Annotated in this window: 27 protein-coding genes and 1 tRNA gene; 15 read left to right on the top strand and 13 right to left on the bottom strand. The window is 63.5% G+C overall.

The window, feature by feature from the left end:
- Positions 1–32: 32 nt before the first annotated feature.
- Genes SJY18_RS01200 through SJY18_RS01190 form a run of 3 tightly spaced genes read left to right on the top strand, consistent with a single transcriptional unit; the run spans position 33 to position 1,113 of the window.
- Complete coding sequence (locus SJY18_RS01200) at positions 33–233, top strand: hypothetical protein (protein WP_396668136.1); 201 nt, start codon at positions 33–35, stop codon at positions 231–233.
- 59 nt (positions 234–292) lie between these two features.
- Positions 293–877: a hypothetical protein gene (locus SJY18_RS01195; RefSeq protein WP_396668135.1), complete on the top strand. Its 585-nt coding sequence runs from the start codon at positions 293–295 to the stop codon at positions 875–877.
- A complete protein-coding gene (locus SJY18_RS01190) occupies positions 874–1,113 on the top strand; it encodes a hypothetical protein (RefSeq protein WP_396668134.1) in 240 nt (79 codons plus the stop codon). Before SJY18_RS01195 ends, SJY18_RS01190 begins: the two co-directional genes overlap by 4 nt.
- A gap of 85 nt (positions 1,114–1,198) precedes the next feature.
- Here SJY18_RS01190 and SJY18_RS01185 read toward each other — a convergent pair whose 3' ends face one another.
- A complete protein-coding gene (locus tag SJY18_RS01185; protein ID WP_396668133.1) occupies positions 1,199–2,995 on the bottom strand; it encodes a DUF262 domain-containing protein in 1,797 nt (598 codons plus the stop codon).
- A 186-nt stretch (positions 2,996–3,181) separates the two neighbouring features.
- Between SJY18_RS01185 and SJY18_RS01180 the strand changes: the two genes are divergently transcribed.
- The 4 genes from SJY18_RS01180 (at position 3,182) to SJY18_RS01165 (ending at position 5,187) form a co-directional block, all read left to right on the top strand.
- Complete coding sequence (locus SJY18_RS01180; RefSeq protein ID WP_396668132.1) at positions 3,182–3,370, top strand: hypothetical protein; 189 nt, start codon at positions 3,182–3,184, stop codon at positions 3,368–3,370.
- Positions 3,367–3,786, top strand: coding sequence for an HNH endonuclease (locus SJY18_RS01175; protein WP_396668131.1), 420 nt, complete (start codon positions 3,367–3,369; stop codon positions 3,784–3,786). The genes SJY18_RS01180 and SJY18_RS01175 overlap by 4 nt, the downstream gene beginning before the upstream one ends.
- A 126-nt stretch (positions 3,787–3,912) precedes the next feature.
- Positions 3,913–4,272 carry a hypothetical protein gene (locus SJY18_RS01170; protein WP_396668130.1) on the top strand — a complete coding sequence of 120 codons (360 nt, stop codon included), beginning with the start codon at positions 3,913–3,915 and terminating at the stop codon, positions 4,270–4,272.
- A gap of 459 nt (positions 4,273–4,731) precedes the next feature.
- Positions 4,732–5,187 carry a hypothetical protein gene (locus SJY18_RS01165; protein WP_396668129.1) on the top strand — a complete coding sequence of 152 codons (456 nt, stop codon included), beginning with the start codon at positions 4,732–4,734 and terminating at the stop codon, positions 5,185–5,187.
- Here the strand turns inward: SJY18_RS01165 and SJY18_RS01160 are convergent.
- Entirely contained in the window at positions 5,184–5,423 is a 240-nt protein-coding gene (locus SJY18_RS01160) for a hypothetical protein (RefSeq protein WP_396668128.1), read from the bottom strand. The two genes, SJY18_RS01165 and SJY18_RS01160, sit on opposite strands and share 4 nt — an antisense overlap.
- Before the next feature lie 113 nt (positions 5,424–5,536).
- Between SJY18_RS01160 and SJY18_RS01155 the strand changes: the two genes are divergently transcribed.
- Entirely contained in the window at positions 5,537–6,355 is an 819-nt protein-coding gene (locus SJY18_RS01155) for a hypothetical protein (RefSeq protein ID WP_396668127.1), read from the top strand.
- Positions 6,356–6,363: 8 nt separating this feature from the next.
- Here the strand turns inward: SJY18_RS01155 and SJY18_RS01150 are convergent, their stop codons facing one another.
- Positions 6,364–6,630, bottom strand: coding sequence for a hypothetical protein (locus SJY18_RS01150; protein WP_396668126.1), 267 nt, complete (start codon positions 6,628–6,630; stop codon positions 6,364–6,366).
- Positions 6,631–6,702: 72 nt separating this feature from the next.
- Positions 6,703–7,662 carry a CpaF family protein gene (locus tag SJY18_RS01145; RefSeq protein ID WP_396668125.1) on the bottom strand — a complete coding sequence of 320 codons (960 nt, stop codon included), beginning with the start codon at positions 7,660–7,662 and terminating at the stop codon, positions 6,703–6,705.
- 133 nt (positions 7,663–7,795) lie between these two features.
- Here SJY18_RS01145 and SJY18_RS01140 point away from each other — a divergent pair.
- Positions 7,796–7,877 (top strand) — tRNA-Leu (locus SJY18_RS01140).
- A gap of 31 nt (positions 7,878–7,908) precedes the next feature.
- Positions 7,909–8,733, top strand: coding sequence for a DedA family protein (locus SJY18_RS01135; protein ID WP_396668124.1), 825 nt, complete (start codon positions 7,909–7,911; stop codon positions 8,731–8,733).
- Between the two features lie 4 nt (positions 8,734–8,737).
- Here the strand turns inward: SJY18_RS01135 and SJY18_RS01130 are convergent, their stop codons facing one another.
- Positions 8,738–9,556, bottom strand: coding sequence for a Ku protein (locus SJY18_RS01130; RefSeq protein WP_337338198.1), 819 nt, complete (start codon positions 9,554–9,556; stop codon positions 8,738–8,740).
- Positions 9,557–9,634: 78 nt separating this feature from the next.
- Here SJY18_RS01130 and SJY18_RS01125 point away from each other — a divergent pair, with 78 nt between their 5' ends.
- A complete protein-coding gene (locus SJY18_RS01125; protein ID WP_396668123.1) occupies positions 9,635–12,088 on the top strand; it encodes an ATP-dependent DNA ligase in 2,454 nt (817 codons plus the stop codon).
- Positions 12,089–12,094: 6 nt separating this feature from the next.
- Here the strand turns inward: SJY18_RS01125 and SJY18_RS01120 are convergent, their stop codons facing one another.
- The 4 genes from SJY18_RS01120 to murI form a co-directional block, all read right to left on the bottom strand.
- Positions 12,095–13,012 (bottom strand): cation diffusion facilitator family transporter, encoded by a 918-nt coding sequence (locus tag SJY18_RS01120; RefSeq protein WP_396668122.1) that lies wholly within the window; start codon positions 13,010–13,012, stop codon positions 12,095–12,097.
- A gap of 94 nt (positions 13,013–13,106) precedes the next feature.
- Complete coding sequence (gene rdgB / locus SJY18_RS01115; protein ID WP_337338201.1) at positions 13,107–13,703, bottom strand: RdgB/HAM1 family non-canonical purine NTP pyrophosphatase; 597 nt, start codon at positions 13,701–13,703, stop codon at positions 13,107–13,109.
- A 3-nt stretch (positions 13,704–13,706) separates the two neighbouring features.
- Entirely contained in the window at positions 13,707–14,450 is a 744-nt protein-coding gene (gene rph, locus SJY18_RS01110) for a ribonuclease PH (protein WP_337338202.1), read from the bottom strand.
- 34 nt (positions 14,451–14,484) lie between these two features.
- Complete coding sequence (murI, locus tag SJY18_RS01105; RefSeq protein ID WP_396668121.1) at positions 14,485–15,312, bottom strand: glutamate racemase; 828 nt, start codon at positions 15,310–15,312, stop codon at positions 14,485–14,487.
- 40 nt (positions 15,313–15,352) lie between these two features.
- On the opposite strand from murI, the gene SJY18_RS01100 reads away from it, so the two are divergent.
- Positions 15,353–16,705, top strand: coding sequence for a nicotinate phosphoribosyltransferase (locus tag SJY18_RS01100; RefSeq protein WP_396668120.1), 1,353 nt, complete (start codon positions 15,353–15,355; stop codon positions 16,703–16,705).
- Here the strand turns inward: SJY18_RS01100 and SJY18_RS01095 are convergent.
- From SJY18_RS01095 to SJY18_RS01085, 3 genes are read right to left on the bottom strand one after another with little or no spacing between them, the layout of a single operon-like run.
- Positions 16,698–16,964, bottom strand: coding sequence for a DUF3039 domain-containing protein (locus SJY18_RS01095; protein ID WP_337338205.1), 267 nt, complete (start codon positions 16,962–16,964; stop codon positions 16,698–16,700). The genes SJY18_RS01100 and SJY18_RS01095 overlap by 8 nt on opposite strands.
- A 50-nt stretch (positions 16,965–17,014) precedes the next feature.
- A complete protein-coding gene (locus tag SJY18_RS01090; RefSeq protein ID WP_396668119.1) occupies positions 17,015–18,583 on the bottom strand; it encodes a hypothetical protein in 1,569 nt (522 codons plus the stop codon).
- Positions 18,559–20,142 carry an ABC transporter ATP-binding protein gene (locus SJY18_RS01085; RefSeq protein WP_396668118.1) on the bottom strand — a complete coding sequence of 528 codons (1,584 nt, stop codon included), beginning with the start codon at positions 20,140–20,142 and terminating at the stop codon, positions 18,559–18,561. The genes SJY18_RS01090 and SJY18_RS01085 overlap by 25 nt, the downstream gene beginning before the upstream one ends.
- 194 nt (positions 20,143–20,336) lie before the next feature.
- Between SJY18_RS01085 and SJY18_RS01080 the strand changes: the two genes are divergently transcribed.
- Together SJY18_RS01080 and SJY18_RS01075 are read left to right on the top strand one after the other, a co-directional pair.
- Positions 20,337–21,029, top strand: coding sequence for an NTP transferase domain-containing protein (locus SJY18_RS01080; protein ID WP_396668117.1), 693 nt, complete (start codon positions 20,337–20,339; stop codon positions 21,027–21,029).
- Positions 21,030–21,082: 53 nt separating this feature from the next.
- Entirely contained in the window at positions 21,083–22,030 is a 948-nt protein-coding gene (locus SJY18_RS01075; protein WP_396668116.1) for a hypothetical protein, read from the top strand.
- 20 nt (positions 22,031–22,050) lie between these two features.
- On the opposite strand, the gene SJY18_RS01070 is transcribed toward SJY18_RS01075, so the two are convergent.
- Positions 22,051–23,349 (bottom strand): CDP-glycerol glycerophosphotransferase family protein, encoded by a 1,299-nt coding sequence (locus tag SJY18_RS01070; RefSeq protein ID WP_396668115.1) that lies wholly within the window; start codon positions 23,347–23,349, stop codon positions 22,051–22,053.
- Between the two features lie 110 nt (positions 23,350–23,459).
- On the opposite strand from SJY18_RS01070, the gene SJY18_RS01065 reads away from it, so the two are divergent.
- Entirely contained in the window at positions 23,460–24,485 is a 1,026-nt protein-coding gene (locus tag SJY18_RS01065; protein WP_396668114.1) for a glycosyltransferase, read from the top strand.

Raw genomic sequence — 24,485 nt, 5'->3', positions numbered from 1 at the left:
CGAGGCACCCCCACATTGAAAGCGCCCGCACCATGACCGATAACCCCGTCGAGCTCCTCGACAAAGGCACCCGCGAGCTCCTCCAACAGCGCTTCGCTGAGTGTCGCCGTCGCACTGAGCACGGCCACCGCTCAATCGAGGCGTGCGCCAATGACGTCCTCCGCGTACGCCGCCGCGCTCCCGAAAGCCTCAAGCTCCCGCCGCACGTCTGGCGAGCCAGCTTCTGGGCCTGACCGCCCACCCGCCGCGTCTCTACTGGGCGACGGCACGCTCCGACGATCGGAACCTCCCTATGATCTCGCTTCCCATCGACCCGCTGAACCCTGCCCGGCCGCCCGCGCCCGAGTGGCTCCTCAACGTCACCTCTGAGACCAAGGCCGCCAGCAAGGCGCATGCCCAAGCCAAGGACACCGCCGAGGCCGCCCGAAAGGCGCACTCCGCCGCTATCGGCGACTTCCGCGAAGCCTCGCGCCGCGCCGCTGACGGTGACTGGACCCCTCTCCCCTCTGTCGCGTACGATCACTGGCGCCAGCTTCAGAACGTGGTGCACGACACCGAAAGGGCTAGCAAGGCCGCCGAGCGCGACCTCAAGCACGCTTGGATCGCCGTCCGCTCGACGCTCGTCGACGCGCCCGAGGTCACCGAGAAGGCCGAGGCGGTCACGCACGAGCGTCACGCGGCGCTTGTCGCGAAGCTCGACGAAATCGACAAGCTCCTCGTGAGCTTCGCCGAGGCCTCGACGCTCACACCGAGCCTGTACGCCCGCAAGGAAGGCATGATGCGATACGCCCTCGACGCTGACCTCAAGCGCGCGCTCGGCGAGGTGCGCACCATCGTCGCGCCGCGCAAGGGCTGGACCTCGGGAGGTGCCAAGTGACCGCCGACGTAGCGGCAATCGTTGCCGACGCCCTCGCCAGTATGCCCGCGCTCCCGGCCACGGTCGCCGAGCTCAAAGGCGCCGACCGCACCCGCGTCGAGCGCCATGCTCACCACCGGAACGTAGGTATGTCTGAGGCCCTCGCCGAGCTCCGCCAGCGCCACGCCGCGCAAAGCGAGGCCCGTACAGACGACGCCTTGCTCGTTCGCATCGTCGAGGAGTCGCGCCGCAGATGAGATCGCCCCAGCAATCCGATTCGCCGCTACGCATCGCACAGCTTGCGGGCGAACCCAGGTGGGGTTCGACCCGCGCGTAGTCGGCCTACGTAGTGGACGACTCGGCAACAGCCTGCGGGACCGTAAAACGTCCCGCCAACTCCACGGCCTTCTTTGCACCACCGGCGGCAATGGTCTCGTCGTTGCGTCGCCAGAACACCTCGTCGCCATAGTAGGAAAGTTGCTCCTGCCGAGGGATCCGGATCAGCAGTACCCCGAGGCCGTAGTAATCGTTGAACGCAATCGACGAGAGTACATCTGACTTGAGCGGCTCACTTAGCGGCGAGTGCTCAATCGCATGCCTCCAACGTGCCACGTACTGTTCGACGCTCTCGTTCAGAGCGCGGGCTTCGCGAGAAACCCCAACGACGTCGCGCATGCCGACTCGCCTGGTTTCGACGTTATCGAGCTCGACAATCCTCGCGGTGTGAGCTGGGCGATCGGATACTCCGACGACTATCAACCCGCTGCGGTCGCGACCGTTGTTCGCGATAGCGCAGATCGTCCGCATGACGCGCTTTACCGCGTCGTCGTCAAGCGAACGCGTTTCGTCGAGCCGTAACATGCCCTGCTTGAGTTCATAGTGCGCCAACTCGATCATCGACAGCTTGAGCATGTCGTCAATGGCCGTGATCCCGTGGTCGTCATAGAGATCCTCCCTCTCGACATCCACAAGATGCTGGCCGATCAACCCTTTGACTACGTCTACATTCTTTCGTCGCTCATCTGGGGAGGTGGACCGTCGGCTGGTCTCCAATCGGTCGTCGAGACCGGTAAGGGCACCGCGAACACCGGCGTAGTTTGCGATCTGTTTCGAGCCGCCAATGAGCGCCTCGTGTAGCGCAATCATCAGTACCGCGAACACTGCCGGGAACGGGTTGGTGTTGGACTTCGAGAATATTATCGACCGCAACTTTTTGCTTTGATCGAGCGCGCATATCTTCTTGATCTCGTCAATGCAGAAGCGGAACTCTGCTGAGAACTTGTCGGCTCCGTGCGTGTCGAGGGCAGTGGCAATTCGCGCGTTCTCCGTTGAACCGTTCTCATAGACCGCGTCGAGCGCGTCCTTCGATCGATCGAGGATCTGTCCTCCAACGATGCTCGCAGCGATGTCCGCGATGCACTGCTCGTCCATACTGTCCCGTAGGTCGGTCGAACGTAGGATTCCCTGCTCGACCCAGAAGACCTCGGCCGCTACGACGTCGTACCCTTGGCGCGTCATCGGCAGGTCGATGCTGATGGCAGGCATAGCGCCCAGATCGAGAATCTGCGGCGAGACGTCGCCCCTCACACTGGACGCGAGATCACGAACCATCTCCGCGAATTTGTCTTCGACGCCTGCTTGGCGTCTCTCCTGGTCCGATAGCCGGTGGCCGTAGGTGTTGATGCGCGCGAATACCTCGTCAATTTCGGTCTCGGATGCACCTTTCATCACAGACACTGGCATGTTGTAGTCGAGGAAGGTACTAACTTCCCGCGCTGTGAGGACCTGGTCACGCCCCTGGACCTCGAAAATGCTTTCCTCCGCGCGAGCTTGAGCAGTCGGGAAACGTGACACATCAAACCGCGCACCGCCGAGCGTGACGAATGCAGTCTCGATGAAAGACATCAAGGTATGGAGCCGCTGCAAGCCGTCGATAATCTCGTATCCCTCGTCTTCCTTGGCGGCTAAGAGAATCGCCGGCACCGGGTACTGCTTCAGCACCGACTCCACCAATTTCTGTTTCTCGTCGAGCGTCCAGACGAGCTTTCGCTGATAACGGCGATTGACGGACAGCTTTCCATCGGCGAACCACGAGTACAGCGTTTGCAACGATCTAGAGCCCGAGTCAAGTTCAGTCATGAATCGACCTTGGCATGAAATGGGGACATCGCGAATCGCGACGCGGAGAGTATGGGGTGCTTTGGGCAGACCGGGACGAATCGACGTACCCCGCGCGGTACGAGTCCCCGACAGCACACACCGACGGGCTGCGGTCAATCATGCCCCGCCCATACCTCGCCCCTTGACCTCAGACTAGGAACCACAATGTCCCAAGCTCGCTGCTTCCTAGGCGCCGCTGCCGCTGCCGAGGACGGCGCCGCACGCCTCCCCGCGACCTGCGTTGAGCTCGTGCCTGGCGTCGGCTATGTGGCCGCCGCCGAAGTCCCCGTTCCCCTGCCAACATTGCTCGGTTGTCGCGCGGACGCGACACGCGTGTTCGGCGGCGCACTGTGAGCCGCCGACTCCCCCCGAACTGGCGCGCGATCCGCGCCGCGGTCCTCGCCCGCGACGGCCAACAGTGCACCTGGGACGCCGATGGCAACGCGCCCGACCACGCTCTCGGCTCCCGATGTACCGAGACCGGCACCGGCCCGGGCGGTCGGCTAGAGGTGGACCACATCGTCCCGCGCTACCGTGGCGGCACCGACGAGCCCGACAACCTTCGCACACTGTGCGCGTTCCACCACCGTGAGCGATCCGCTCGCCAGAAGGTCGCCAACCGCGCGAGCTACGGCTCCCGCCGCGCCGCGGGTGAGGCGCACCCTTCCGGCGTCTCGACCTCTGATCTCTTCGACGAGCGCTTCCCCGGCGTGCGTCGCGAGCGTGATCGCCGCCGTTCCCGCGCAGGCAACTCACTCGCCACCTACTGAGCCCGGCTTCAAGTAGGCGGGGGTCTCGCCCCACCCTTGGCGGCGTAGCGAGGCTGGCCGCGTACGTAGCCCGGCTGAATCTACGCACACCTACGTATCCCCGTTTTTCTCGTGAGGAGCTCACGCATGACCGACACCGCAGACCGCTACGCGGGCCTTCCTGATTGGAGCGACTCCACCAAGGAGACCTACTGCCAGATCGAGGACGACAACCCCCGCCTCACCGCCGCCCAGCGCGCCGCGCTCTTCGAGGCGTGCTCACTCCTAGCGCTCGCCGACGACCTCGCCGCGACGATCCCCGACGTCGGCCTCATGACCACCGGCTCCCAGGGCCAGCACATCGTGAACCCCGCGGTGGCCGAGATTCGCGCGCTCCGCCGCGACGCAATGGCCGCACTCCGCGCGCTCGACCTCTCAGGCGTGCGCGACGCGACCGCCGCCAGCAAGGCGGGGGCCTCGCTCGTCGGCGCACGGTGGAACCGATGAGGGCCGCCCACCTCCGCCCGCCGCCCCGCGCCGAGCTCCGGCCGCACATCGACCGCACGACCCGATACTCCGACCTCCCACTCTGGACACCGACCGCGCCGCGCGGCGGGTGGACGCCAGCTACAGCCCGGGAGGCCGCACGGGCCTACGCCGACCGAGTCGCCCCCTCCACGCCCTACACCGCGTGCCGCGTCTATACGGCCGCGCACCACGCGCTACTCGCCGTATTCCCTGGCCTCTACGGCGCCGACCTCGTCGAGCGCCTCCAGGCCGCACGCGCCGCAGTGGCCGCCGAGGAGGCCGCCACCGACGCCGCAGACCTCGCCGCCGATCCCGCCCCCTTCTGACAGGAGCCGCCATGCCGCCTACCCTCGACCATCCCGAGCTCGTCCCGCCCGCCATCGGCGCGGTTTGCCCGGCCCCCGAGCTCGTCGACAAGCCCGCATGCCAGTGGGACGCATGAGCCCTGCCGACCTCGCCGACCGAATCGCCGCCGCCCTCGTACCCTCGCCTATCCCGGTGACCGTCCGCGGCGTCTCGGCGTACCTCATCCCGCGTCGCGCGAACTCGCCCGAGGCACTCGCACGCCTCCGCGACTCTCCCGCCGAGTGGGCACGGCGTTCGCTCGACCGCCCCCTCGACCTCGACGTCGACGACGCCCGCGACCTCCTGATCGAGCACTCACGCGACCTCCTCGCCGAGCCCAAGCCGCTGAGGGTCGACCTCGACGGCGAGCTCGTCGACGTCCCGCATGCTATGGCCCGCTCCCCGCGCCATCTCGCAACCCTCGCCGACGGCAATGTCATCGCGTGGGCACGGACAGTCACCGGTCGCCGCGACCTTCCAGCCGCGCACGCGCGGCGCCTCGCGCCCTCTCTGGCCGAGGCGGCCGAAGCCGAAGCCGCTACTCGCTAGAACTTCCGGTGCGCTTCTGAAAGTCGCGCGCGCTCTAGCAACTCCTCCCACGACATTTCGAGAGCATCGAGCATCCTGTCGACCGTGATGAGGCGCATCTGAGTATTGCCGAGCAGGTTGTCCCGGAGCGAGTGGTAGTTCATTCCGATCTGCGCCGCTACCTTCGGCACGCTCGACTGCCGCTTCACCGCGGCGTGCAACTCCTCAACAAGCGCCTCTGGCGACACATTCTTCATGCCGCCTGATGCTAGCGCTCCCATGGCCCCCGCCACTCGCCACACGCGAGCTCGGCGGGGGCGTTTCGTCGTTTCGTGCCGGTACGCTCGCGGGCTCACGCTACGCTGGCCCCGTGACCGACGCTGAACTCGACTTGCCTGACGATCTGCCCGAGTGGGGCCTGACGGGACTCGGCACGCTCGGCATTCTGTGGATAGTAGCCCCCTCGATCCGTGCCCTTGGGCGCAATCTCGGCAAGTGGACGGACTATCACACGACGAACCTTCTCAGGCTTTCCGAGAAGGTCGAGCGCCGACTAGAGCAAGCGCCTGAGGACGCCGTCAAGGGAGACGTTCACCCCCGCGTTGCGAAGGAAGTCATCGACGCGGCGGCATGGATCGACGACGACATCCACCAGGAGTACCTCGCCGCGCTCCTCGTTGCGGCGCGTAGCCCGGAAGGTGGCGACGACTCGGCCATGTATGACGTCGGCCTGCTGAAGTCACTGCCGAAGTCGGCTGTGCGCCTTCACTATGCGATCTACAACAGCTATTGGGGCACGGTGCCCTCCCTCGGCGAACGTAAGGGCCGCACTTTCCTGCGCGTCGACGGTCTGTCCAGGCTCACATTGGCGGCACCAATCAAGTCTTACTCAAGCGTTTGCGGTGGTGGCCTCGGCGGGATCGACCGCGCAACGGATGTCCTATACCGCGAGCGACTGATCCAGGACAAAGGACCCGATGGCCAAGGTGGCTACCAAGTGGTGCCATCCTCGCTGGGCGCGTCCTTGTTCGTTCGCGCATTCGTCGGCGGCAACCTCAACACCGACCTTCTCCTGGTTCCTCAGCCGAGTCTCACATCTCGCTCGCTGAGCTTCTCCGCTCCGCCAGACCAGCCGACCTTGTCGGGCGCGCGCGTCGCCAGCCTTCGTCTTCCCCCGGCTATCACCTAGCGGGAGCCTCACACCAAATCGTGGCCACGCACGAGCGCCGCGAGGTCATTACACCCGAGCCCCCCTAGCGCCGGTCCAGCGAGCGCCAGGTCGAGCACCCCGTCGGCCCCATCGGCCGCGAGGGCGCTCTCGAACGTGTCGGCGAGCGCGAGCGCCTCGGCGGAGCCGCACTTCTCGCCAGCCGTGCGCAAGCGAGTCGCCCAGCGCCACGCCACCCTCTCTACTGCCGCGTGGTCGGCGCTCACTCGCTCTGTCAATACTTGCGTGGCATCCATCGTGGTTCGGCCTCTCCGGCGCCCCGACTCTCGCGGCGTCTGGGAATGACGCTAACAGAAGAAACCTCCCGGTCAGACCACGAAAGTCGCCTTACGCGTCCGACCTCCGCTAAATGTGCGGTTACCGCCGTCCGGCACGCCGGTGTTCAAAGCGAGGACAAGATCGAGCGCTTCTGCGTCTCTCACTTCACCGACGACGAGTCGATCGGGTCGCATGCGCAGTGCTTCTTTGACTAGCCGCCGAAGGGTGACCTCGCCGCTGCCTTCCAAGCTCGGTTGACGGCCTTGAAGCGAAACTAGGTCTGGTGCGGCGACGGCGAGTTCAAAGGTCTCCTCGACGGTCACAATTCGCGTGTCGGCCGGACACTCCGCAATCAACGCACCCAAGAGAGTGGTCTTGCCCGCATGAGTTGCACCCGAGACCAAGACTGATTTTCCCGCCACCATCGCCGTACGCAGCAGGTCTGCTGCCGCTGGCTCGATAGACCCGGACAGCTCGAGGCGAGCCAGATCACGAAACTGTGGCAAGAACTTCCGAATGTTCACCGCCCAGTGCTGTTTCGTGATGTCAGGAATCACCACGTGCAGTCGGCTTCCATCTGGCAACGACGCATCAACAAATGGCTGGCTCAGATCCACCCGGCGGCCGCTGGACTGCAGCATTCGCTCGACAAGATCGCGAACCGCCGTGTCGGTGAGCGTTAGCGCGACCGGCTCAGCGACTCCCCCGCGAGCAATGAAGATTCGATCAGGGGCGTTGATCCACAGCTCTTCAACGGTTGGATCATCCAGGTATGGCTGCAGTGGCCCGAACCCGGCAACATTGGCGAGAACCTCCCGCACACACGACGCCTCGTCATCGACGAGTGACAGCCCTCGCGCGAGCGCGAAATCGTTGTGGCGCCTCACCTCAGACCAAGCGACGCGAGCGGCGAACTCGGGATCGGTGGTCGGATCCGTTCTTTCTTCGCGCAAGCGCTGCCGCACTCGCTCTGCAACCAGAGCACTTGGGGGCGAAGCGACGAGGGTCATTGGAGAATCCTCGCAAGATCTGCAAAACCGACCCCGAGGTTATCCACAGCCCGAAAGATACGTGTGCGACGAACGCGCACAGGCACGCTCGAAGAAACTCAATACGCAAACCCGCATTAGACTGTTCTCACTCGCGGGAGTGGTGAAATTGGCAGACACGCAGGATTTAGGTTCCTGTGCCTCCGGGCGTGTGGGTTCAAGTCCCACCTTCCGCACGAGCACGATGACGACACCTTGCCACAGCAAATGGCATCCACCGCCGAAGAAGACGACGGGACGCACCCAGTGCACCACATCGCACTAATTCCCTGGCTAGACCCCGAGACCATCATCGCGGCCGCTGGCCCGTGGGCGTTGGTGGTGGTCTGCTTCATTGTCTTCGCCGAAACCGGGTTGCTGGTGGGCTTTCTCCTTCCCGGTGACACCTTGCTGATCATCGCCGGACTTCTCACCCACACCAGCATGGTGTTCGGGCTCAACATCTGGTGGGTGTCATTGCTGATCGGCCTGGCCGCCTTTCTTGGCGGCGAGGTGGGCTACCTCATTGGGCACAAAGCCGGGCCAGCAATCTTCGAGCGCAAAGAATCCGGACTGTTCAGCGTCAGAAACGTGCAGCGCACCAACGCCTTCTTCGAGCGTTTCGGCGGCCTCACGATCATTCTCGCCCGGTTCGTGCCGGTGGTGCGCACCTTCGCCCCAGTAGCGGCAGGTGTCGGTCACATGCACCGGGGCACGTACACGCTGTACAACCTCATCGGTGCGGTGCTTTGGGGCTTCGGCCTCACCATGGCGGGCTATCTACTCGGGTACATTCCCCCCGTCGCACGCTTCGTGCAGGAATACATCGACCTTATTCTTCTCGTCGCTGTCGGCGGCACCGCCGTGGTGACGCTTTGGCACTACTTCAACGAGCGCCGCAAAGCCCAGAAAGAAGCGGCCGCGGGCGAAGACATCGTTACCGACGAAGACGAGGCAGAGGCACTGGTGCTCGAAGCCGATGTCTTCGATCGTTCTCCTGAACCGGTCCGTCGCCCCTCATCACCCGAAGACGATCAGCGGCCAGACGAGTAAACCGCTAGGCGCTGGCGCTCTTCTTGCTGTCGCGGGCCGCGCGTGACTTTTCCACGCTCGCACGCAACGCGTCCATGAGATCGATCACCTCTGCGCCGGATTCAGATTCGTCGTGCTCTCCGAAGGTCTCGCTGGTGTCAAGGCTGTCACCCTTCTCGAGCTTCGCGTCGATCAGAGTGCGCAGTTCCTGCTGATACTCATCCGTGAACTCCGACGGATCGAAGTCACTCGAGAAGCTCTCAACGAGGGATGCTGACAGCTCAAGTTCTTTCGCCGAGATACGCACCGACTCGTCGAGGGCAGGAAACGCGGCTTCGCGCACTTCATCAGCCCACAGCAACGTTTGCAGCACCAGCACATCGTCACGCACGCGCAGGGCGGCGAGACGCGTTTTCTGTCGTAGCGAGAACCGCACGATCGCGGTGCGGTCGGTCTGTTCGAGTGTCTTTCGCAACAGCACGTAGGCCTTGGGCGAAGTGGAATCAGGCTCGAGGTAGTAGGCCTTATCGAGGGTCAGCAGGTCAACCTGCTCGCTGGGCACGAACTCAACCACATCGATCTCTCTGCTGCGCTCAGCGGGAAGCGAAGCAAAGTCAGCTTTCGTCAAGATCACGGTGCGCTCGCCGTCATCGAATGCTTTATCGATATCAGCGTACGGAACAACTTCGCCGTCGATCTCGCACACGCGCTGGTAACGGATGCGGCCGCCGTCGCTCGCGTGCACCTGGTGAAGTGACACGTCATGATCTTCTGTCGCCGAATACACCTTGACCGGCACGTTCACCAGTCCGAATGTCAGCGCGCCCTTCCAGATAGCCCTCATCACACCAGTACACACCTGCAACACCCACTCTGCATAGTCACTAGCACCAGCAATCCCGCTCGGCGCTAATCTGGGCGCATGACGTTGTCAGGCCGTGCGGCAGAGCATCTCGTGCGAGTCGACGGTCACCGCCTGCGCCTGACCAACCTCGAAAAGGTGCTGTACCCCAATACGGGAACCACCAAGGGCGAGGTAATCGACTACTACTCGCGCGTCGCGGGGGTTCTCCTGCCCCATCTCGCTGGCCGGCCTGTGACGCGCAAGCGCTGGCCAGAGGGAGTCGGAACCGAGACCGAGCCAGGACCGTCTTTCTTCGCGAAGCATCTCGAGACGGGAGCACCTGGGTGGTTGAAGCGCGTCGGCATTTCACATTCGACCGGCAGCAAAGATTATCCGCTTGTCGATGAAACTGCCGCGCTGGTCTATCTCGCGCAGGTGGCAAGTCTTGAGTTGCACGTGCCGCAGTGGCGGTTCTCGGCAGACGGCGGCAAGAACAACCCCGATCGCTTGGTGCTTGATCTCGATCCAGGTCCTGGAACCGGTCTGCTGGAGTGCGCGGAAGTGGCCCGATTGGCCAGAGAGATTCTGGTGGGCATGGGCCTGGAGCCAGTGCCTGTCACCAGCGGAAGCAAGGGAATCCACCTGTACGCAGCGCTATCTGGCGCGCAGACCGCTGATCAGATTTCGGGCATTGCGAAAGAGTTGGCGCGTGCGATCGAAGCCGACCATCCAGATTTGGCCGTGAGCCAGATGGCGAAGGCTCAGCGCGATGGCCGCGTCTTCATCGACTGGAGCCAGAACAACGGGTCCAAAACGACCATTGCCCCCTACTCGCTGCGCGGACGATCCCTCCCCACCGTCGCTGCACCGCGCACATGGGATGAGCTCGCTGCCCCTGGGCTCGACCACCTCACCTTCGAGCAAGTACTGCAGCGGGTAGAGAGCAGCGACGATCCGCTTGCCGCGCTCGGATTTCACGCGGGAGCCAGACAAGACGCTCACGGACCGCTGAGCGCATACATTGCCAAGCGCGCCGCCGGCAGAACACCAGAGCCGGTGCCCACAAACGCGCTCGGGCACACAGCCTCGTCGAGTCAGCTGCCGCGTTTCGTCATTCAGGAACATCACGCATCGCGCCTGCACTGGGACCTTCGACTTGAGCACGACGGAGTGCTCGTGAGCTGGGCGGTGCCGCGAGGCATCCCCCATTCAGTTGCGCGCAACTCGTTGGCGGTGAGGACCGAGGATCATCCACTGGAGTACCTCGATTTCTCGGGCACGATTCCCAAGGGCGAGTACGGCGCGGGCGATATGACGATCTGGGATACCGGCCGCTATGAGCTTGAGAAGTGGCGGGATGACGAGATCATCTTCACCGCCGAAGGATCACCAGGCGGACCCCTAGGACGTGTGCGTCTCGCGCTCATTCGCACCCAAGGCGACGGCGAGAAGTCATCTTGGTTGCTGCATCGAATGAAAACGGATGCGGCTGGAGCAGTCCAGCGCGATGTCGTGCCCGTGAACGCAGGGCCGGCACCCGCGCCCAGCGCCAGCACCAGCACCAGCACCGCGGATCTTCGACCGATGCTCTCGACGATCACCACGCCGGGCCTTGCTCGCGCCGCCGTAAAGCGGTGGGCCGAGCAGCCATGGGTCGAGATCAAATGGGACGGTGTTCGCGCGCTGGGCGTGTGGGACGGGGAGCGACTGCGGCTTCGCGCTCGCAGCGGAAACGACATCACGGCCAAATACCCCGAGCTCACTGCGCAAGATCTGGGCCTCGGCTCAGAACCCGCGATATTCGACGGCGAGATCGTCGCCCTCGACAAGGATGGTCAACCAAGCTTTTCTCGACTTCAATCCCGAATGAACCTCTCACAGACTCGCGAGATCGAACGGGAGGTGCCGCAAACACCGGTGCACTACTACCTGTTCGATCTGCTGGCGGTAGGTGACAACGATGCGACAGCACTGCCGTTAGCATCCCGACGAGAACTGCTCGAGTCGCTCACCCCCCGCACTGCGTCGAGCATCACCGTTCCTCCGGTGTTCGATGATGTGGATGCTGCACTGAGCGCCGCTCGCGAATTCGCTCTTGAAGGCGTCGTGGTGAAGAACCCAAACTCGCCTTACCAGCACGGAACGCGCAGCGAGGATTGGCTGAAGGTGAAACTGACCCGCACGCAAGAGGTCGTCGTGGGCGGTATTCGGCCCGGAAAGGCGCACGTCATCGGCTCGTTGCTAGTGGGGATTCCCGATGGTGACATCCTGCAGTACGCCGGGCGCGTGGGCTCAGGGTTCTCCGATGCCACTCTGAAGCTATTGGAGAGCGAGCTCAATCCTCTTCGCACGGACGCCAATCCGTTCCACGGCGTACCGGCAGCCGATGCCGCTGACGCGCTCTGGCTCTCGCCTGAAGTGGTCGCCGAGGTCGAGTTCGCTGAGTTCACCCCCGGCGGCATGCTTCGTCACGCTCGCTGGCGCGGACTTCGTGCCGACAAGGCGACGACCGAGGTGAAGCGCGAAGCGTGAAGCGACTCACGCGTGGGCGTCGTGCTCGACGTGTCCGGCGGGCTCCAACTGAAAGGTCGAATGCTCCACGTCGAAGTGCTCTGCAAGGCAGACTTGCAGCCGGCTGAGAATTCTCACAGACTCCGCCCCGCTCATCGCGCCATCCTCAACCACGACGTGGGCGCTGAACACGGGGGCGCCGCGGGTGAGTTGCCACACGTGCACATCGTGACAATCGACGACACCCGGGGTAGCAAGAATGTGCTCACGAATCTCTTGCACGTGGGTGCCCACCGGAGCCGATTCGGTAAGAACTGACAACACTTCGCGTAGCAAGCCGATCGCTCGCGGCACGATCATCGCGGCGATCGCCAAGGACGCAAGCGCGTCTGCCTGCACCCACCCAGTCGTCACGATCACGACGGCGGCAACGATGACCGCTGCCGAACCGATCAGGTCGCCGAGCACTTCGAGGTAGGCACCACGCACATTGATGCTCCGCCGTTGCGCTGCGCTCAACAACCACATGGCGATGCCATTGGCAAACAACCCAACGACGGCCACGATCAACATGAATCCGCCTGCGACTTCGGCGTCGTCGGGGGCCAGCAGTCGTGCAACGCCTTCTACCGCTACCCACACAGAGAGTGCAATCAAGATGATCGCGTTGATCAGCGCTCCGAGCACTTCGGCTCGTTGAAACCCGAAGGTGTTTCGATCGGTTGCGGGTCTAGCTGCCACCGCGCTAGCGACTAGCGCGATCACCAGTGCAGCAGCATCGGTGAACATATGCACCGCGTCGGCCAGCAACGCGAGCGAACCCGATAGCGCCGCGCCGACGATCTGAATCACCATCACGGTCGCGGTGATGGTCAATGACACCGCCAGCAGTCGGCGATTGCTCGCGCCTCTGATCCCGGCGGTGCCGTGCGCGTGGTCGTGCATTCATCCAGGCTAGGCCGGGGCAGCCGGGCGCGCGCGCTGCACCGCCTAGTCGGGAATGAATGTGATTCTCAGTGTCGCGTAGCGGTGAGCCCGATCACAGCGTCGCGAGCAACGGGCCGAGCGCTGCGAAGGCGCGTGCCCGGTGCGACACCGCATTCTTCTCGGTGGGGCTGAATTCGCCCACCGAGCGCTCAGTCCCAGCGGGCTGGCCGTCTGGCACGAAGATCGGATCATAACCGAAGCCCCCCTCGCCCGCTGCTGCGGTGGCGAGTCGTCCTGGCCATACTCCTTCAACTACGTGCTCATCGCCGTCAGGATCGACGAGCGCAATCGTCGAGACAAACTGAGCGGCACGGTGCGGGTCGGCGATATCGCTCAGCTGATCGAGCAGCAATCTCAGATTCGCGGTGCCATCTTTCGCGTGTCCAGCCCAGTAGGCCGAAAACACTCCCGGTGAGCCGCCGAGCACATCGACGCAGATGCCCGAATCGTCTGCCAACGCGGGCAATCCGGTGTGTGCGGCCGCGGCACGCGCCTTGATCAGCGCGTTTGCGGCGAACGTCACACCGTCTTCGACCGGTTCAGGCCCGTCGTACGACACCACCGTGAGATCAGGACGAGTCGCTGCCACGATCGCCTGAAATTCCTCCACCTTGTGAGCGTTGTGGGTTGCCAAGACAATCCGCGCCACGCGTCACTCCCCCGCAGGCTGCAGCGACGCGAGCTGGTGCGTGCGCAGATCGGCGCATCCCGCGACGCCCAGTTCAAGCAGCGCGTCGAGCTCGCGCTTGTCGAAAGGGGCGCCTTCGGCGGTGCCCTGCACCTCGACGAACAGACCACGGCCGGTCACAACGACATTCATGTCGGTCTCAGCCCGCACGTCCTCGACGTAGGCGAGGTCAAGCATCGGCTCACCGTCGATGATGCCCACTGACACAGCCGCGACAGTGTCGATGAGCGGCGTGGACTTCTGACCGATGAACTTCTTCTTTCGTCCCCACTCGATTGCATCGGCTAGGGCCACGTATGCACCGGTGATAGCCGCGGTGCGTGTGCCTCCGTCGGCTTGCAGTACATCGCAATCGATGACGATGGTGTTTTCGCCCAGTGCCTTCATATCGACAACCGCGCGCAGCGACCGCCCAATCAGCCGTGAAATCTCGTGCGTGCGCCCGCCGATCTTGCCTTTGACGCTCTCGCGGTCGTTGCGCGAGTTCGTCGCGCGAGGCAACATCGCGTACTCCGCCGTCACCCATCCCTTGCCCTTGCCCGTGAGCCAGCGCGGCACACCGTTGGTGAACGACGCGGTACACAGCACCTTGGTTCCTCCGAACGAGATCAGCGCTGAGCCTTCGGCGTGCGCGCTCCAGCCCCGCTCGATGGTGATGGTGCGCAGCTCGTCAACAGCGCGGCCATCCGCGCGAACGATGTCAGTCATTGCTCTCCTTCTGGAAACCCGCGAGATGTGGGTCTCAGGGTCTGGTCGGTGGTAGTTCGATGGCGCCGGTCTGCACCAGCTGCACGTTGCGGATCTCACGGCCCATCAGGCGGTGTGCGAGGTTTACGAACTCGTCAGCAGACGCGCCGGTCGCTTCGTACACGTGTTGGGGTGAAGCATCCACCCCTGCGAGCAGGTCGCGCGAAACCAACTGGCGGTAGACGTCTTTAGCCGTCTCATTGTCGCTCGACACCAAGCTCACGTCGGGGCCCATGACGTAGCTGATGACCCCCTCAAGAAACGGGTAGTGGGTGCACCCAAGCACCAGAGTATCGACGCCCGCGTGACGCAGCGGTGAAAGATACTCCTCTGCGACCGCGAGCACTTCAGGCGAGCCGGTAACTCCCGCCTCGACAAACTCGACGAACCGCGGACACGCTTGGGCGAACACCGTCAACCGCTCATTGACTTCGAGCATGTCTTGGTACGCGCGCGAACCAATCGTGCCGGTGGTGCCGATGACGCCCACTCGACCGTTGCGCGTCGTCGACATCGCGGTGCGCACCGCTGGGCCTATCACCTCGATGACAGGCACGTCATAGCGTTCACGAGCATCTCGAAGCATTGCGGCAGAAGCGGTGTTGCAGGCGATCACCAGCATTTTCACGCCCTGATCCACCAGTGTGTCGAGGATCTCAAGCGAGTATCGGCGCACGTCAGCGATCGGTTTCGGGCCGTAGGGCGAGTGCGCGGTATCGCCGATGTAAACAAGCGATTCACGCGGCAGCTGCGCAGAAATCGCCCGGGCGACGGTGAGCCCACCGACCCCGGAGTCGAAGATTCCGATCGGCGCCTCATTCACGATCATTCAGCCTACGCCAGCACGTCAGTAGGCTGGCGTCATGAGCGCCTCGACCCTTGTCAGCACCGCCCTGCACACAGACCGCTACGAGCTCACCATGCTCGGCGCGGCGCTACGCGATGGCACGGCCGCGCGCCGCTGCGTGTTCGAGCTCTTCGGGCGTCGCCTGCCGGGCGGGCGTCGCTTCGGTGTGGTGGCGGGAACGGGGCGATTGCTGAGCCTGTTGCGAGAGTTTCGATTCGGCGATGACGAGCTGCGGTACTTGAGAGACCAGAAAGTGGTGGATGCTGCCACGCTCACATACCTCGAGAACTACCGCTTCACGGGGTCGATCGTCGGATACCGCGAGGGCGAGGTCTACTTTCCCGGCTCGCCGATCATGACGGTGGAAGGCACTTTCGCAGAGGCTGTAGTGCTCGAGACGCTCGCGCTCAGTGTTCTCGACCACGACTCGGCGATCGCCACAGCCGCCGCGCGCATGAGCATCGCCGCGGGCGATCGCCCACTTGCAGAGATGGGTTCGCGCCGCGCTGGTGAGGAATCGGCGGTCGCCGCAGCCCGCGCAGCGTACATCGCGGGCTTTGCCGCCACATCGAATCTTGAGGCGGGCCGGCGGTGGGGCGTTCCCACGATGGGAACCGCCGCCCACGCGTGGACGCTGCTGCACGATAGTGAGGAAGATGCTTTCCGCTCGCAGATCGACGCGCTCGGCGCGGGCACCACACTGCTGGTTGACACCTATGACATTCGTCAGGGAGTCGAGACAGCGGTGCGAGTTGCTGGCACCTCGTTGGGCGGTGTGCGCATCGATTCGGGCGACCTGCCAACAGTCGCAGCGTCGGTGCGCGCCCAGCTCGACGATCTTGGCGCGACGAAAACCAAGATCACTGTGACCAGCGACCTCGACGAATTCGCAATCGCCTCATTGGCGGCATCGCCTATCGACTCATACGGGGTGGGCACGTCGCTTGTCACCGGATCTGGAACGCCCACAGCGGGAATGGTCTACAAACTCGTCGCCCGCCAGGATTCGACTGGCGCGTGGGTCTCCGTAGCCAAGGCATCCACGGACAAAGGCTCCATGGGCGGCTGTAAGGCGGCTTTCCGTTCACTGAGAGACGGCACCGCCACCCACGAGCTCGTGAGTGTATCTGACGGGTTCGAACAGCTCAGCGCTGCGGCGCAGCATCCTGAAGCCCGAGCGCTGCAAGTACCTCTCGTAACGAGCGGCGACTTCGACAGCTCAGCCGAGGGAAGCACGGGAGTCGAGTCCGCGCGATCACACCACGCGTTCGTTCGTGATGAGCTGCCAGTGCGTTCGCTGGCGTTGAGCAGGTCTGACCCTGCTATTCCCACCGTTTACGTTGACGCCACCGAGCAACGCGCTACTTGACGAGCGACTCGTAGATCTCTTTGCATGCCGGGCACACCGGAAACTTCTCGGGATCGCGCCCAGGAGTCCACTTTTTTCCGCAGAGCGCACGTACCGGTTTTCCCGTCATCGCTGACTCGAGAATCTTGTCTTTCTTCACATAGTGCGAGAAGCGTTCGTGGTCACCAGGTTCAATGCTTTCTTCGCGGATGAGCTCTTCGAGCTCTCGGTCGAGGATAGCCGTACCACCCTGATCCGGGTTGTCGAGAGGAGTGCTCATGGTCAGTCAGTGTACCGGGGCGCACGCGGCACCGGGGTCAAATCCGGCACTCAGGTCGACTCAGCAAACTCCATCAAACGGCTCGTGCGGCGCTCAAACACGGCGGCGCCGACGCCCAGACCGATAAGCAGCACCCCAGCGCCGATTCCGATTCCGCCCCACATCGCGGTCGTGATCGCGTCGTCATCGCCTGACAGTCCTTGCCAGGCCCACCAGAGGGCTGGGGCGCTGAGAATCAGCACCCCGAGCAACACGGCCCCCTGCGACACCACGCTTTCGGCTCCAGTACGCGAGGGCTGACGAAAGGGACTGTCGCCGGGCCGCGACACAGCGTACGGTGCAACAACAGACGCGATACTCGACAACCCGAGACCGCACAGAAAGAGCGAGGCGCACACGCCGATCATCGCTGGCAGTATCGACCACCGACCGTGCAGTGAAACGGCGATCGGAATCGCCACAGCGAGAAACAAGGTGCCGACCAAGAGCACGGGAACAAGCCGCCCCACCCGGTCGGAGAGGCCACGCACGCCTGCAGCGAAGTGCATCCACACTGCCGTGGAGTCGTAGGCAAGATCGTTGTGCACCAACCATCCCAAGAAGAGCGCCGCGAACGGCACCGGCACCAAGGCGACCATCTCGGGCGAAACACCGGCGACCAACAGCGGCACGGTGGTCGCGGCCGCAGCCACCGGAATCACCATCACGTTGACGAGGTAGCGGCGATCGTTGAGCCAATAGAGCAGGCTGCGCCCCGCGATCGCACCCGCCGGCGTACCGGGCGCGACAGCAAGCCAGCCGAGCCCACCGCGTTCTCGAGCCGCCACGGGGCGTTCTGTCGTCGTCAACAGCCGATTCACGAGCCATAGCCATAGCGCTGCGAGCAGCAAAGCCGTGCCGACAGCCACCCCAACAGCCAGTGCAGCTTGAGAGTCACCGGCCTCGATCAGCGCGGGGAACGCCCATGCGGCGCCGACCGGCGTCAACGCAAGGACGTCGATGATCTCCGAGAGCTGCGTCGGTACGACGCCGTCCCACTTCAGCGAAGAGAGGAAAACAGCGGTGGGCACGACCACCACGATCATCACCAAGAGAAACACACCGGTCAGTTCGCGTGACTGCCGCCCTTTGAGAAAAAGCGACGCGAGGGCCATGCACACACGCGCCAACAATGCGCATGTGACGATGCCGAGAGCGACGCCTGATGCGGCCACCAGCGCCGAGACCCCGAACCCGATCCAGAGCACAGCCAGGCAGACAGCGATCGTGATCAACGCCAAAATCGGCAGGCTGATGAGGCCTGCAACCGCAAGAACCGCTGCCAGCGGCCGCGGGGCCATTCCAAGAACGGCGAACCGACGCGGATCAAGCGGGTCACTTGTCGCGCCGATGAGCGGCGACAAGGCGAAACCCAGGGTGATGGCAGATCCGCCCAACACCGTCACCGCTAGGGCTACTTCTACGTTGGTACTGGCAAGAGACAGCAACGCCCAGCACGCCGCAGCGGTCGCGGCGGCTACCGCGAGCAGCTGAACTGCGGCGCGGACGATGTCGGTGACGTCTCCTCGAAACGAACCGAACAGCAGCGCGATTCTCAGTCGGAGAACGTGTGCAGCCATTCGAGGCCCTCCACGTCGCTGAGGCCACCGGCCAGCTCGACGAAGCGCTGTTCGAGGGTCAGCTCACCGCGCACCTCTTCCACCGTGCCCTCAGCGAGCACCTGACCCGCCACGATCACAGCGACGCGAGTGCACATACGCTCGACCAGTTCCATACCGTGGCTCGAAAGAACCACCGTTCCGCCGTGAGCCACGTACGTGGTCAGAATGTCGATGATCACCGCGCTCGACACCGGATCGACCGCTTCAAAAGGTTCATCGAGAACGAGAAGGCGCGGTGAGTGGATCAGCGCACCGGCGAGCATGACCTTCTTCAGCATGCCTGCCGAGTAGTCAGACACCACCCGGCCGAGTGCGTCGGTGAGATCGAATGCGCGTGCAAGGTCTGTCGTGCGACTCTCGGCCACTGAGGGCTTCAGCCCTCGCAGCACTCCGTAGTAGTAGAGCAGTTGACGCCCGGTCAGCCGATCAAACGTGCGCAAGCGATCGGGCAACACGCCCATGAGGCGCTTTGCGCCTCTCGGGTCGGATGCAGCGTCGATTCCGCCCACATGAACCGTGCCCTTGTCGGGTGTCAACAGCCCCGCGATCATCGAGAGCGTGGTGGTTTTTCCGGCACCGTTCGGTCCGACCAGGCCATAGAAAGTTCCTGCCGGGATGGTCAGATCGATGCCGTCGACCGCAGCGACCTCACCGAACCGTTTCGTCACGCCCCGCATGACGAGCACATCGCTTGCTGATTCGACGCCGACATCTTGCACGCCGAGAAACTTCTCGTCGACGATGCTGCTCGGGCCTGCCATCTGCGTGAGCGGCGCGGCGGCGTCATCGACTTCAGACTCGAAGTGCTCTGGTGCGTCTTCGTCGACAAGAGTCCCGCTCTCGAGGAAGGCGGCAGAATCGCTGGGCGACTCAGCCTGTTCCGGCTCAGCGTCCTCGGCGTCCTCGGGCTCAGCCTGTTCCGGCTCAGCGCTTTCGGGCTCAGCCTGCACTGGCGCCGCTTCTTCCGGCTGAGCTTCTTCAGTCTCCGCCTCTTCGGGCTCAGGCTGTTCCGGCTCAGCCTCTGCTGGCTCAGGCTGTAGCAGCTCGGCTTCTGCAGGCCCGGCGTCGACGTTGTCAGCTTCAGGCTCTTCAATAGCCGAACCTTCACCCGGAGCAGCGTCGCCGGCGGTCACATCCGTCACCGCACCCGCGGCAGCGGCCTGAACGTGCGCCGGAAGCGGCGGTTTGGGCGGAATCTCAATGCCGTCGAGCGCAGCAGTGTCGAGCGAAGCAGGCCTGCCCACGAGATCGGTGGGAAGCGGCGGGGGCGGGCCGGGCCATACCGAGTCTTCAACGCTTGTGCCGATCGCAGGCCCGTTCGCGATGACGTCTGGCTCCCCGATAGGTTCGCTGCTTCGCACGGGCTTCTTGCGCGGCTTCGTTTTGCTTGTCCCCACACGAGCGCCCGCTTTCTTAGCTCGCGGGCTGACCGACTTCAGCTGAAAAACGGGCGTACTGCTGCCATTTTCCGCGTCGTCTGGACCAAAGTCGTTCGGTGCCGGCAGTGAGGCTGTCACCAATCAAACCTACCAAGCGAACCATCAAGTCCGGTACGCATGACCTACTAAAACGCCCAACGGCCAAAGTCACGAATTCGCAACAGCCAGCCAAATCTCTGCACACTCACAGGCCCCATCGCTAGCATAGGTTTGGCACGAAGGGGTGTCCTGTCGGTTAACCGACGATGAATCGCCACTTTCAGGAGAAGACTTTGACCCTTCAGACCGTAATCCTCGCCGCTGGCATGGGTTCGCGACTTGGCCGTTCGTTGCCCAAGCCCCTTACCCAGCTCAGCGATGGACGCAGCATCATGCGTCAGCAGCATGACAATATTCGAGCCGCCTTCGGTAAGACCGCAAAGATCACCACGGTCGTCGGCTACCGCGCAGAAACGATCGTTGAAGCTTTTCCCGAGGCTGACTATGTCTACAACGACCGGTACGACCAAACCAACACTTCTAAGAGCCTGTTGCGGGCGCTTTCCAAAACAGGGCGCGGCGGAGTGCTCTGGATGAACGGTGACGTCGTGTTCGACCCGCGAGTCCTCGGGCGCGCCATCGAACTGATCGAGCGTGACCAGTCCTTCGTGACGGTGAACACCTCGAAGGTGAGTGACGAAGAAGTCAAGTACACCGTCACCGCCGCGGGGCACATCAATGAACTGTCCAAAACCGTCAAGGGCGGTATTGGCGAGGCAGTTGGCATCAACTACATCTCCAGCCGTGACAAGCGCGCATTCATGCATCACCTCACGCGCGTCGATGACCAGGACTACTTTGAGCGCGGCCTCGAGCTGGCAATAGCCGAAGACGGCATCTTGGTCGAACCGCTCGATATCTCAGACTTGTACGCTGTCGAGGTCGACTTCGCCGAGGACCTCGAGCGCGCAAACCTCTTCGTCTGATCCACGCCGAGCCTTGAGCAAATCTTCAGGGTAGACGTGGTTTGATCGGCTCGATGGCTGAGCAGGTGCACCGCATTCACTCACTGCCAGGCGATGCGCCTTGGCAGGGAGGAATTCCGCCTGTCGGCTCCCCCGAGCACCCAAGATCGATACGCATGCTCGACACCGTGCTGTCATTGCAGCGCCCGCTCGTACTCGCGCATCTTCGCAGCATCAGGCTTCGCCACCCCGACGCTACGCCAACCGAGATCGTGCGGGTGCTCGAGCGACGCTATCTCTCCGCCGTCACGAGCGGCGGCGCCGCGGTTGGAGCGACCGCGGTCGTGCCTGGAATCGGCACTGGGGTGACTCTCGCGCTGAGCGGCGTCGAGACCGTCGCTTTTCTCGAGGCGACGACACTTTTTGCCCAATCGGTCACCGAGGTGCACGGCATTCCCGTCTCAGACCCCGATCGCGCCCGGGCGCTGGTGCTCACCCTCATGCTCGGCAAAGAAGGCATCGACTTGGTCGCCCAGCTCGCGAAGCAGGCGACGGGACGAGGTCCTGGTCGTGACAAGTACTGGGGCGAGATCGTTACCAAGAGCCTGCCGCGTGCAGCGATGGGACCGCTGGTTGACAGGTTGAAGACTTCATTCATTCGACAGTTCGCCGCGCGCGGCGGTGCTTCGTGGATCGGCAAGGCGTTGCCGTTTGGGGTCGGCGCGGTGATCGGCGGTGCGGGCAACAACATTCTGGGCCGCCGCGTGCTCGTGAACTCGCGACGCGCCTTCGGCGTACCTCCTGAGATCCTCCCCGAAGAGCTCGAGCCGCGCCCTGGCGCTTTCAGAGCGGAACGGATGGCCACTGGTGGTGTTCGGCGCGCTGGGGGCGCAGTAATCGGGGGCGTCACCAAGAGCGTTGCAGCAATCGGCAACACCGCGCGACGACTTCCAGGAGTGCGACGTGCATCTATCGCAGACGGCACGACTGGTACCGGCGCCCAGCAACCACCCGCGGGGTGAAGAGCGCAAGGAGATGAGCCTCAGGCGCCGAGAACAACTTCGTCGTCGCCCGCTCCTTCGTCTTCGACGTCGTCTATGCCTTCGTCGTCGTCAGCATCACCGGCGTGCCAGCGCTCCCACTGAAGCATCAGTTCTGCCACGGCATCACCGAATCGCTGCGTAGCGGCGCCCGGGGAGGTGTCGCCGAAATAGTGAGCCACCCATTGGTGCAGCTTTGCTCTGGCTTCGTCATCTGCCATCACCCGCGATGCCTGAGACACGATGTCTGCGGCGTCCTCAGCATCCAACCACTCGCACGCCGATAGATAGCCATGCGTGTCGATTGCCGCCGCAGGGTCAGCGGGTCTGGCAATCAACAACGGCTTGTCTGCAGCCAGCCTGTCGTAAACCATGGCTGAAATGTCAACAACCGCAACATCAGCCGCTGCGAGTTGCCACCCGAGCTCGGGGCCCTGGTCGAAGACATGCTGAGCCGAGGGGTCTGCGACATTGGCGGCCGCAATCGCCGCGATGATTCGCGCGTTCGCCGCTCCGTATGCAGCGTTTGCCACCCCGGATCGCGGATGAGGGCGATAGATCACGCGGTGGTTTGAACTCGCGAGTAGCGCACCGACGAGCACTTCTCCATGGGTGGCGATAGACCCGTAGTGGGCCGAAGGACGATCCCCCTCCCACGTCGGTGCGTACAGCACAACGGTGCGAGCGTCTGGCGCATATGGCAGCGCGCCCGAATAGTGATCCGCCTGGGGTCGGCCGATTGCGATCGCTCGCTTATCGAAGTCATAGTCCCAAAGAACCCGGGTGAGCCGCTCACGGGCGGCGTCGCCTGCGATGAAGGAGTAGTCGTAGGCCTTGTACTGATTGGTGGTCATGTACATCTTGTCGGACTCGCCATGGTTGATGAATACGTGCCAACGCCGCGCATACCGGAACATCTGAAAGTTGCGAGTGTTCTGGTTCACGTACAGGACGACGCGAATGTCTTGCTCCGAGATGAACTTCTCGAGGTCGCGCACGGTCGGTACGAATGCCACGGGCGGCGCTCCAGCGTCTGCGAGCATCACCTGCGCACCGGTAGCTGAACGGCTGAGCACCACCACCGGCCATTTCGCGGCCAAATCGGCGAGCGGTTTGTACCACTGGCGAATCTGATACATATTCACAGCGCCATCGGCGAAGTACACCGCTACGCGATAGTGCGACTGCGGATGAGCCGGTCGCGAAGCAAGCGTTCGACGCACATCAATCACCGCTGCTCGAGATGACACCGCCTGCCCGACCAGTGAAAGTGCCTTCTTGCCATCCGAGACGATACCCACCGCTCCAGCCTACCTAGCCCTGCTCGTGACATGATCGACGCGTGCATGTCGAGCAACGCGGTCGCAAAGACCCCCCGAGACCGCCATCCGGCGCGGGGGTTACTTTTGTGATGCCGGTGCTGAACGAGCGCGATTACCTTGAGCGAGCTGTTGCCACCGTGCTTGCGCAGCGCATCGATGAGCCCTTGGAGCTCATCCTCGCCCTTGGACCCTCCACCGATGGCACAACTGAGCTGGCACATCATCTTGCGCAGCTCGACAGCCGGGTGCGCATCGTCGAAAACCCTGCGGCAGACATACCTATTGGCTTGAACCTCGCGATCACGGCAGGGCGCTACCCGACAGTCGTTCGTGTCGACGCGCACTCCGAGCTTCAAGAGGGTTACGCAATGCGTGCTCTGGCGACGCTCGACCGCGTTCGCGCTGCGAACGTCGGCGGGGTGATGCGCGCCGACGGCCGCACACCGTTTCAACGAGCGGTCGCGCGCGCGTACAACTCCCCCATCGGCTTGGGTGGTGGGGCCTACCATGGTGGTACGCAAGAGGGCGAGGCGGAATCCGCCTACCTCGGCGTGATGCGCCGGTCGGTCCTCGAAGAAGTTGGACTGTTCGACGAGACGATCCGCCGCGGCGAAGACTGGGAGCTAAATCTTCGCATTCGCCGAGCTGGCTACCGCGTGTGGTTTGATCCGAGCCTTTCGGTCACCTACTGGCCGCGCGAAAGCTGGGTGCAGCTCGCACGTCAGTTCACAGCAACTGGTCGCTGGCGAGGCGAACTCGTCCGGCGCTTCGGGCGCGGGAATTCGCTTCGCTTCTTCGCGCCGCCGCTGCTCGTGATCTCGCTTCTGGTAGCGATGATCGTAGCGGTACTGCAGGCGACCAGCGTGATCGCCGGCTGGTGGTCTCTAGCAGCATCCATCATCTATCTGCCCGCACTCGTGTACACCATCATGATCATCGTCGTATCCATAGGCCCCGGCGGTGGCAAAGGCTGGCGCGACAAGCTGTGGACCGCTGCGGTTCTGCCTACAATGCACCTGTCGTGGGGCTACGGTTTTCTGGTCGGGATGCTGCGCGGCGCCCACGACACTGTTGACACGTCTCGTCTCGGAACACGCAACACTCCCCTGCCGTAA

Origin of the sequence: Microbacterium sp. R86528 (assembly GCF_044596335.1) — a bacterium.
Lineage (GTDB): Bacteria > Actinomycetota > Actinomycetes > Actinomycetales > Microbacteriaceae > Microbacterium > Microbacterium marmarense.
This window is presented reverse-complemented; position numbering and strand designations above follow the sequence as displayed.

What these genes read in the sequence shown, in the direction of transcription:
- SJY18_RS01200 (WP_396668136.1), top strand. Translation starts at nt 33, where the DNA reads ATGACCGATAACCCCGTCGAGCTCCTCGACAAAGGCACCCGCGAGCTC.
- SJY18_RS01195 (WP_396668135.1), top strand. Translation starts at nt 293, where the DNA reads ATGATCTCGCTTCCCATCGACCCGCTGAACCCTGCCCGGCCGCCCGCG.
- SJY18_RS01185 (WP_396668133.1), bottom strand. Translation starts at nt 2,995, where the DNA reads ATGACTGAACTTGACTCGGGCTCTAGATCGTTGCAAACGCTGTACTCG.
- SJY18_RS01180 (WP_396668132.1), top strand. Translation starts at nt 3,182, where the DNA reads ATGTCCCAAGCTCGCTGCTTCCTAGGCGCCGCTGCCGCTGCCGAGGAC.
- SJY18_RS01170 (WP_396668130.1), top strand. Translation starts at nt 3,913, where the DNA reads ATGACCGACACCGCAGACCGCTACGCGGGCCTTCCTGATTGGAGCGAC.
- SJY18_RS01165 (WP_396668129.1), top strand. Translation starts at nt 4,732, where the DNA reads ATGAGCCCTGCCGACCTCGCCGACCGAATCGCCGCCGCCCTCGTACCC.
- SJY18_RS01160 (WP_396668128.1), bottom strand. Translation starts at nt 5,423, where the DNA reads ATGAAGAATGTGTCGCCAGAGGCGCTTGTTGAGGAGTTGCACGCCGCG.
- SJY18_RS01150 (WP_396668126.1), bottom strand. Translation starts at nt 6,630, where the DNA reads ATGGATGCCACGCAAGTATTGACAGAGCGAGTGAGCGCCGACCACGCG.
- SJY18_RS01145 (WP_396668125.1), bottom strand. Translation starts at nt 7,662, where the DNA reads ATGACCCTCGTCGCTTCGCCCCCAAGTGCTCTGGTTGCAGAGCGAGTG.
- SJY18_RS01135 (WP_396668124.1), top strand. Translation starts at nt 7,909, where the DNA reads ATGGCATCCACCGCCGAAGAAGACGACGGGACGCACCCAGTGCACCAC.
- SJY18_RS01130 (WP_337338198.1), bottom strand. Translation starts at nt 9,556, where the DNA reads ATGAGGGCTATCTGGAAGGGCGCGCTGACATTCGGACTGGTGAACGTG.
- SJY18_RS01125 (WP_396668123.1), top strand. Translation starts at nt 9,635, where the DNA reads ATGACGTTGTCAGGCCGTGCGGCAGAGCATCTCGTGCGAGTCGACGGT.
- SJY18_RS01120 (WP_396668122.1), bottom strand. Translation starts at nt 13,012, where the DNA reads ATGCACGACCACGCGCACGGCACCGCCGGGATCAGAGGCGCGAGCAAT.
- rph (WP_337338202.1), bottom strand. Translation starts at nt 14,450, where the DNA reads ATGACTGACATCGTTCGCGCGGATGGCCGCGCTGTTGACGAGCTGCGC.
- SJY18_RS01100 (WP_396668120.1), top strand. Translation starts at nt 15,353, where the DNA reads ATGAGCGCCTCGACCCTTGTCAGCACCGCCCTGCACACAGACCGCTAC.
- SJY18_RS01095 (WP_337338205.1), bottom strand. Translation starts at nt 16,964, where the DNA reads ATGAGCACTCCTCTCGACAACCCGGATCAGGGTGGTACGGCTATCCTC.
- SJY18_RS01090 (WP_396668119.1), bottom strand. Translation starts at nt 18,583, where the DNA reads ATGGCTGCACACGTTCTCCGACTGAGAATCGCGCTGCTGTTCGGTTCG.
- SJY18_RS01075 (WP_396668116.1), top strand. Translation starts at nt 21,083, where the DNA reads ATGGCTGAGCAGGTGCACCGCATTCACTCACTGCCAGGCGATGCGCCT.
- SJY18_RS01065 (WP_396668114.1), top strand. Translation starts at nt 23,460, where the DNA reads ATGCCGGTGCTGAACGAGCGCGATTACCTTGAGCGAGCTGTTGCCACC.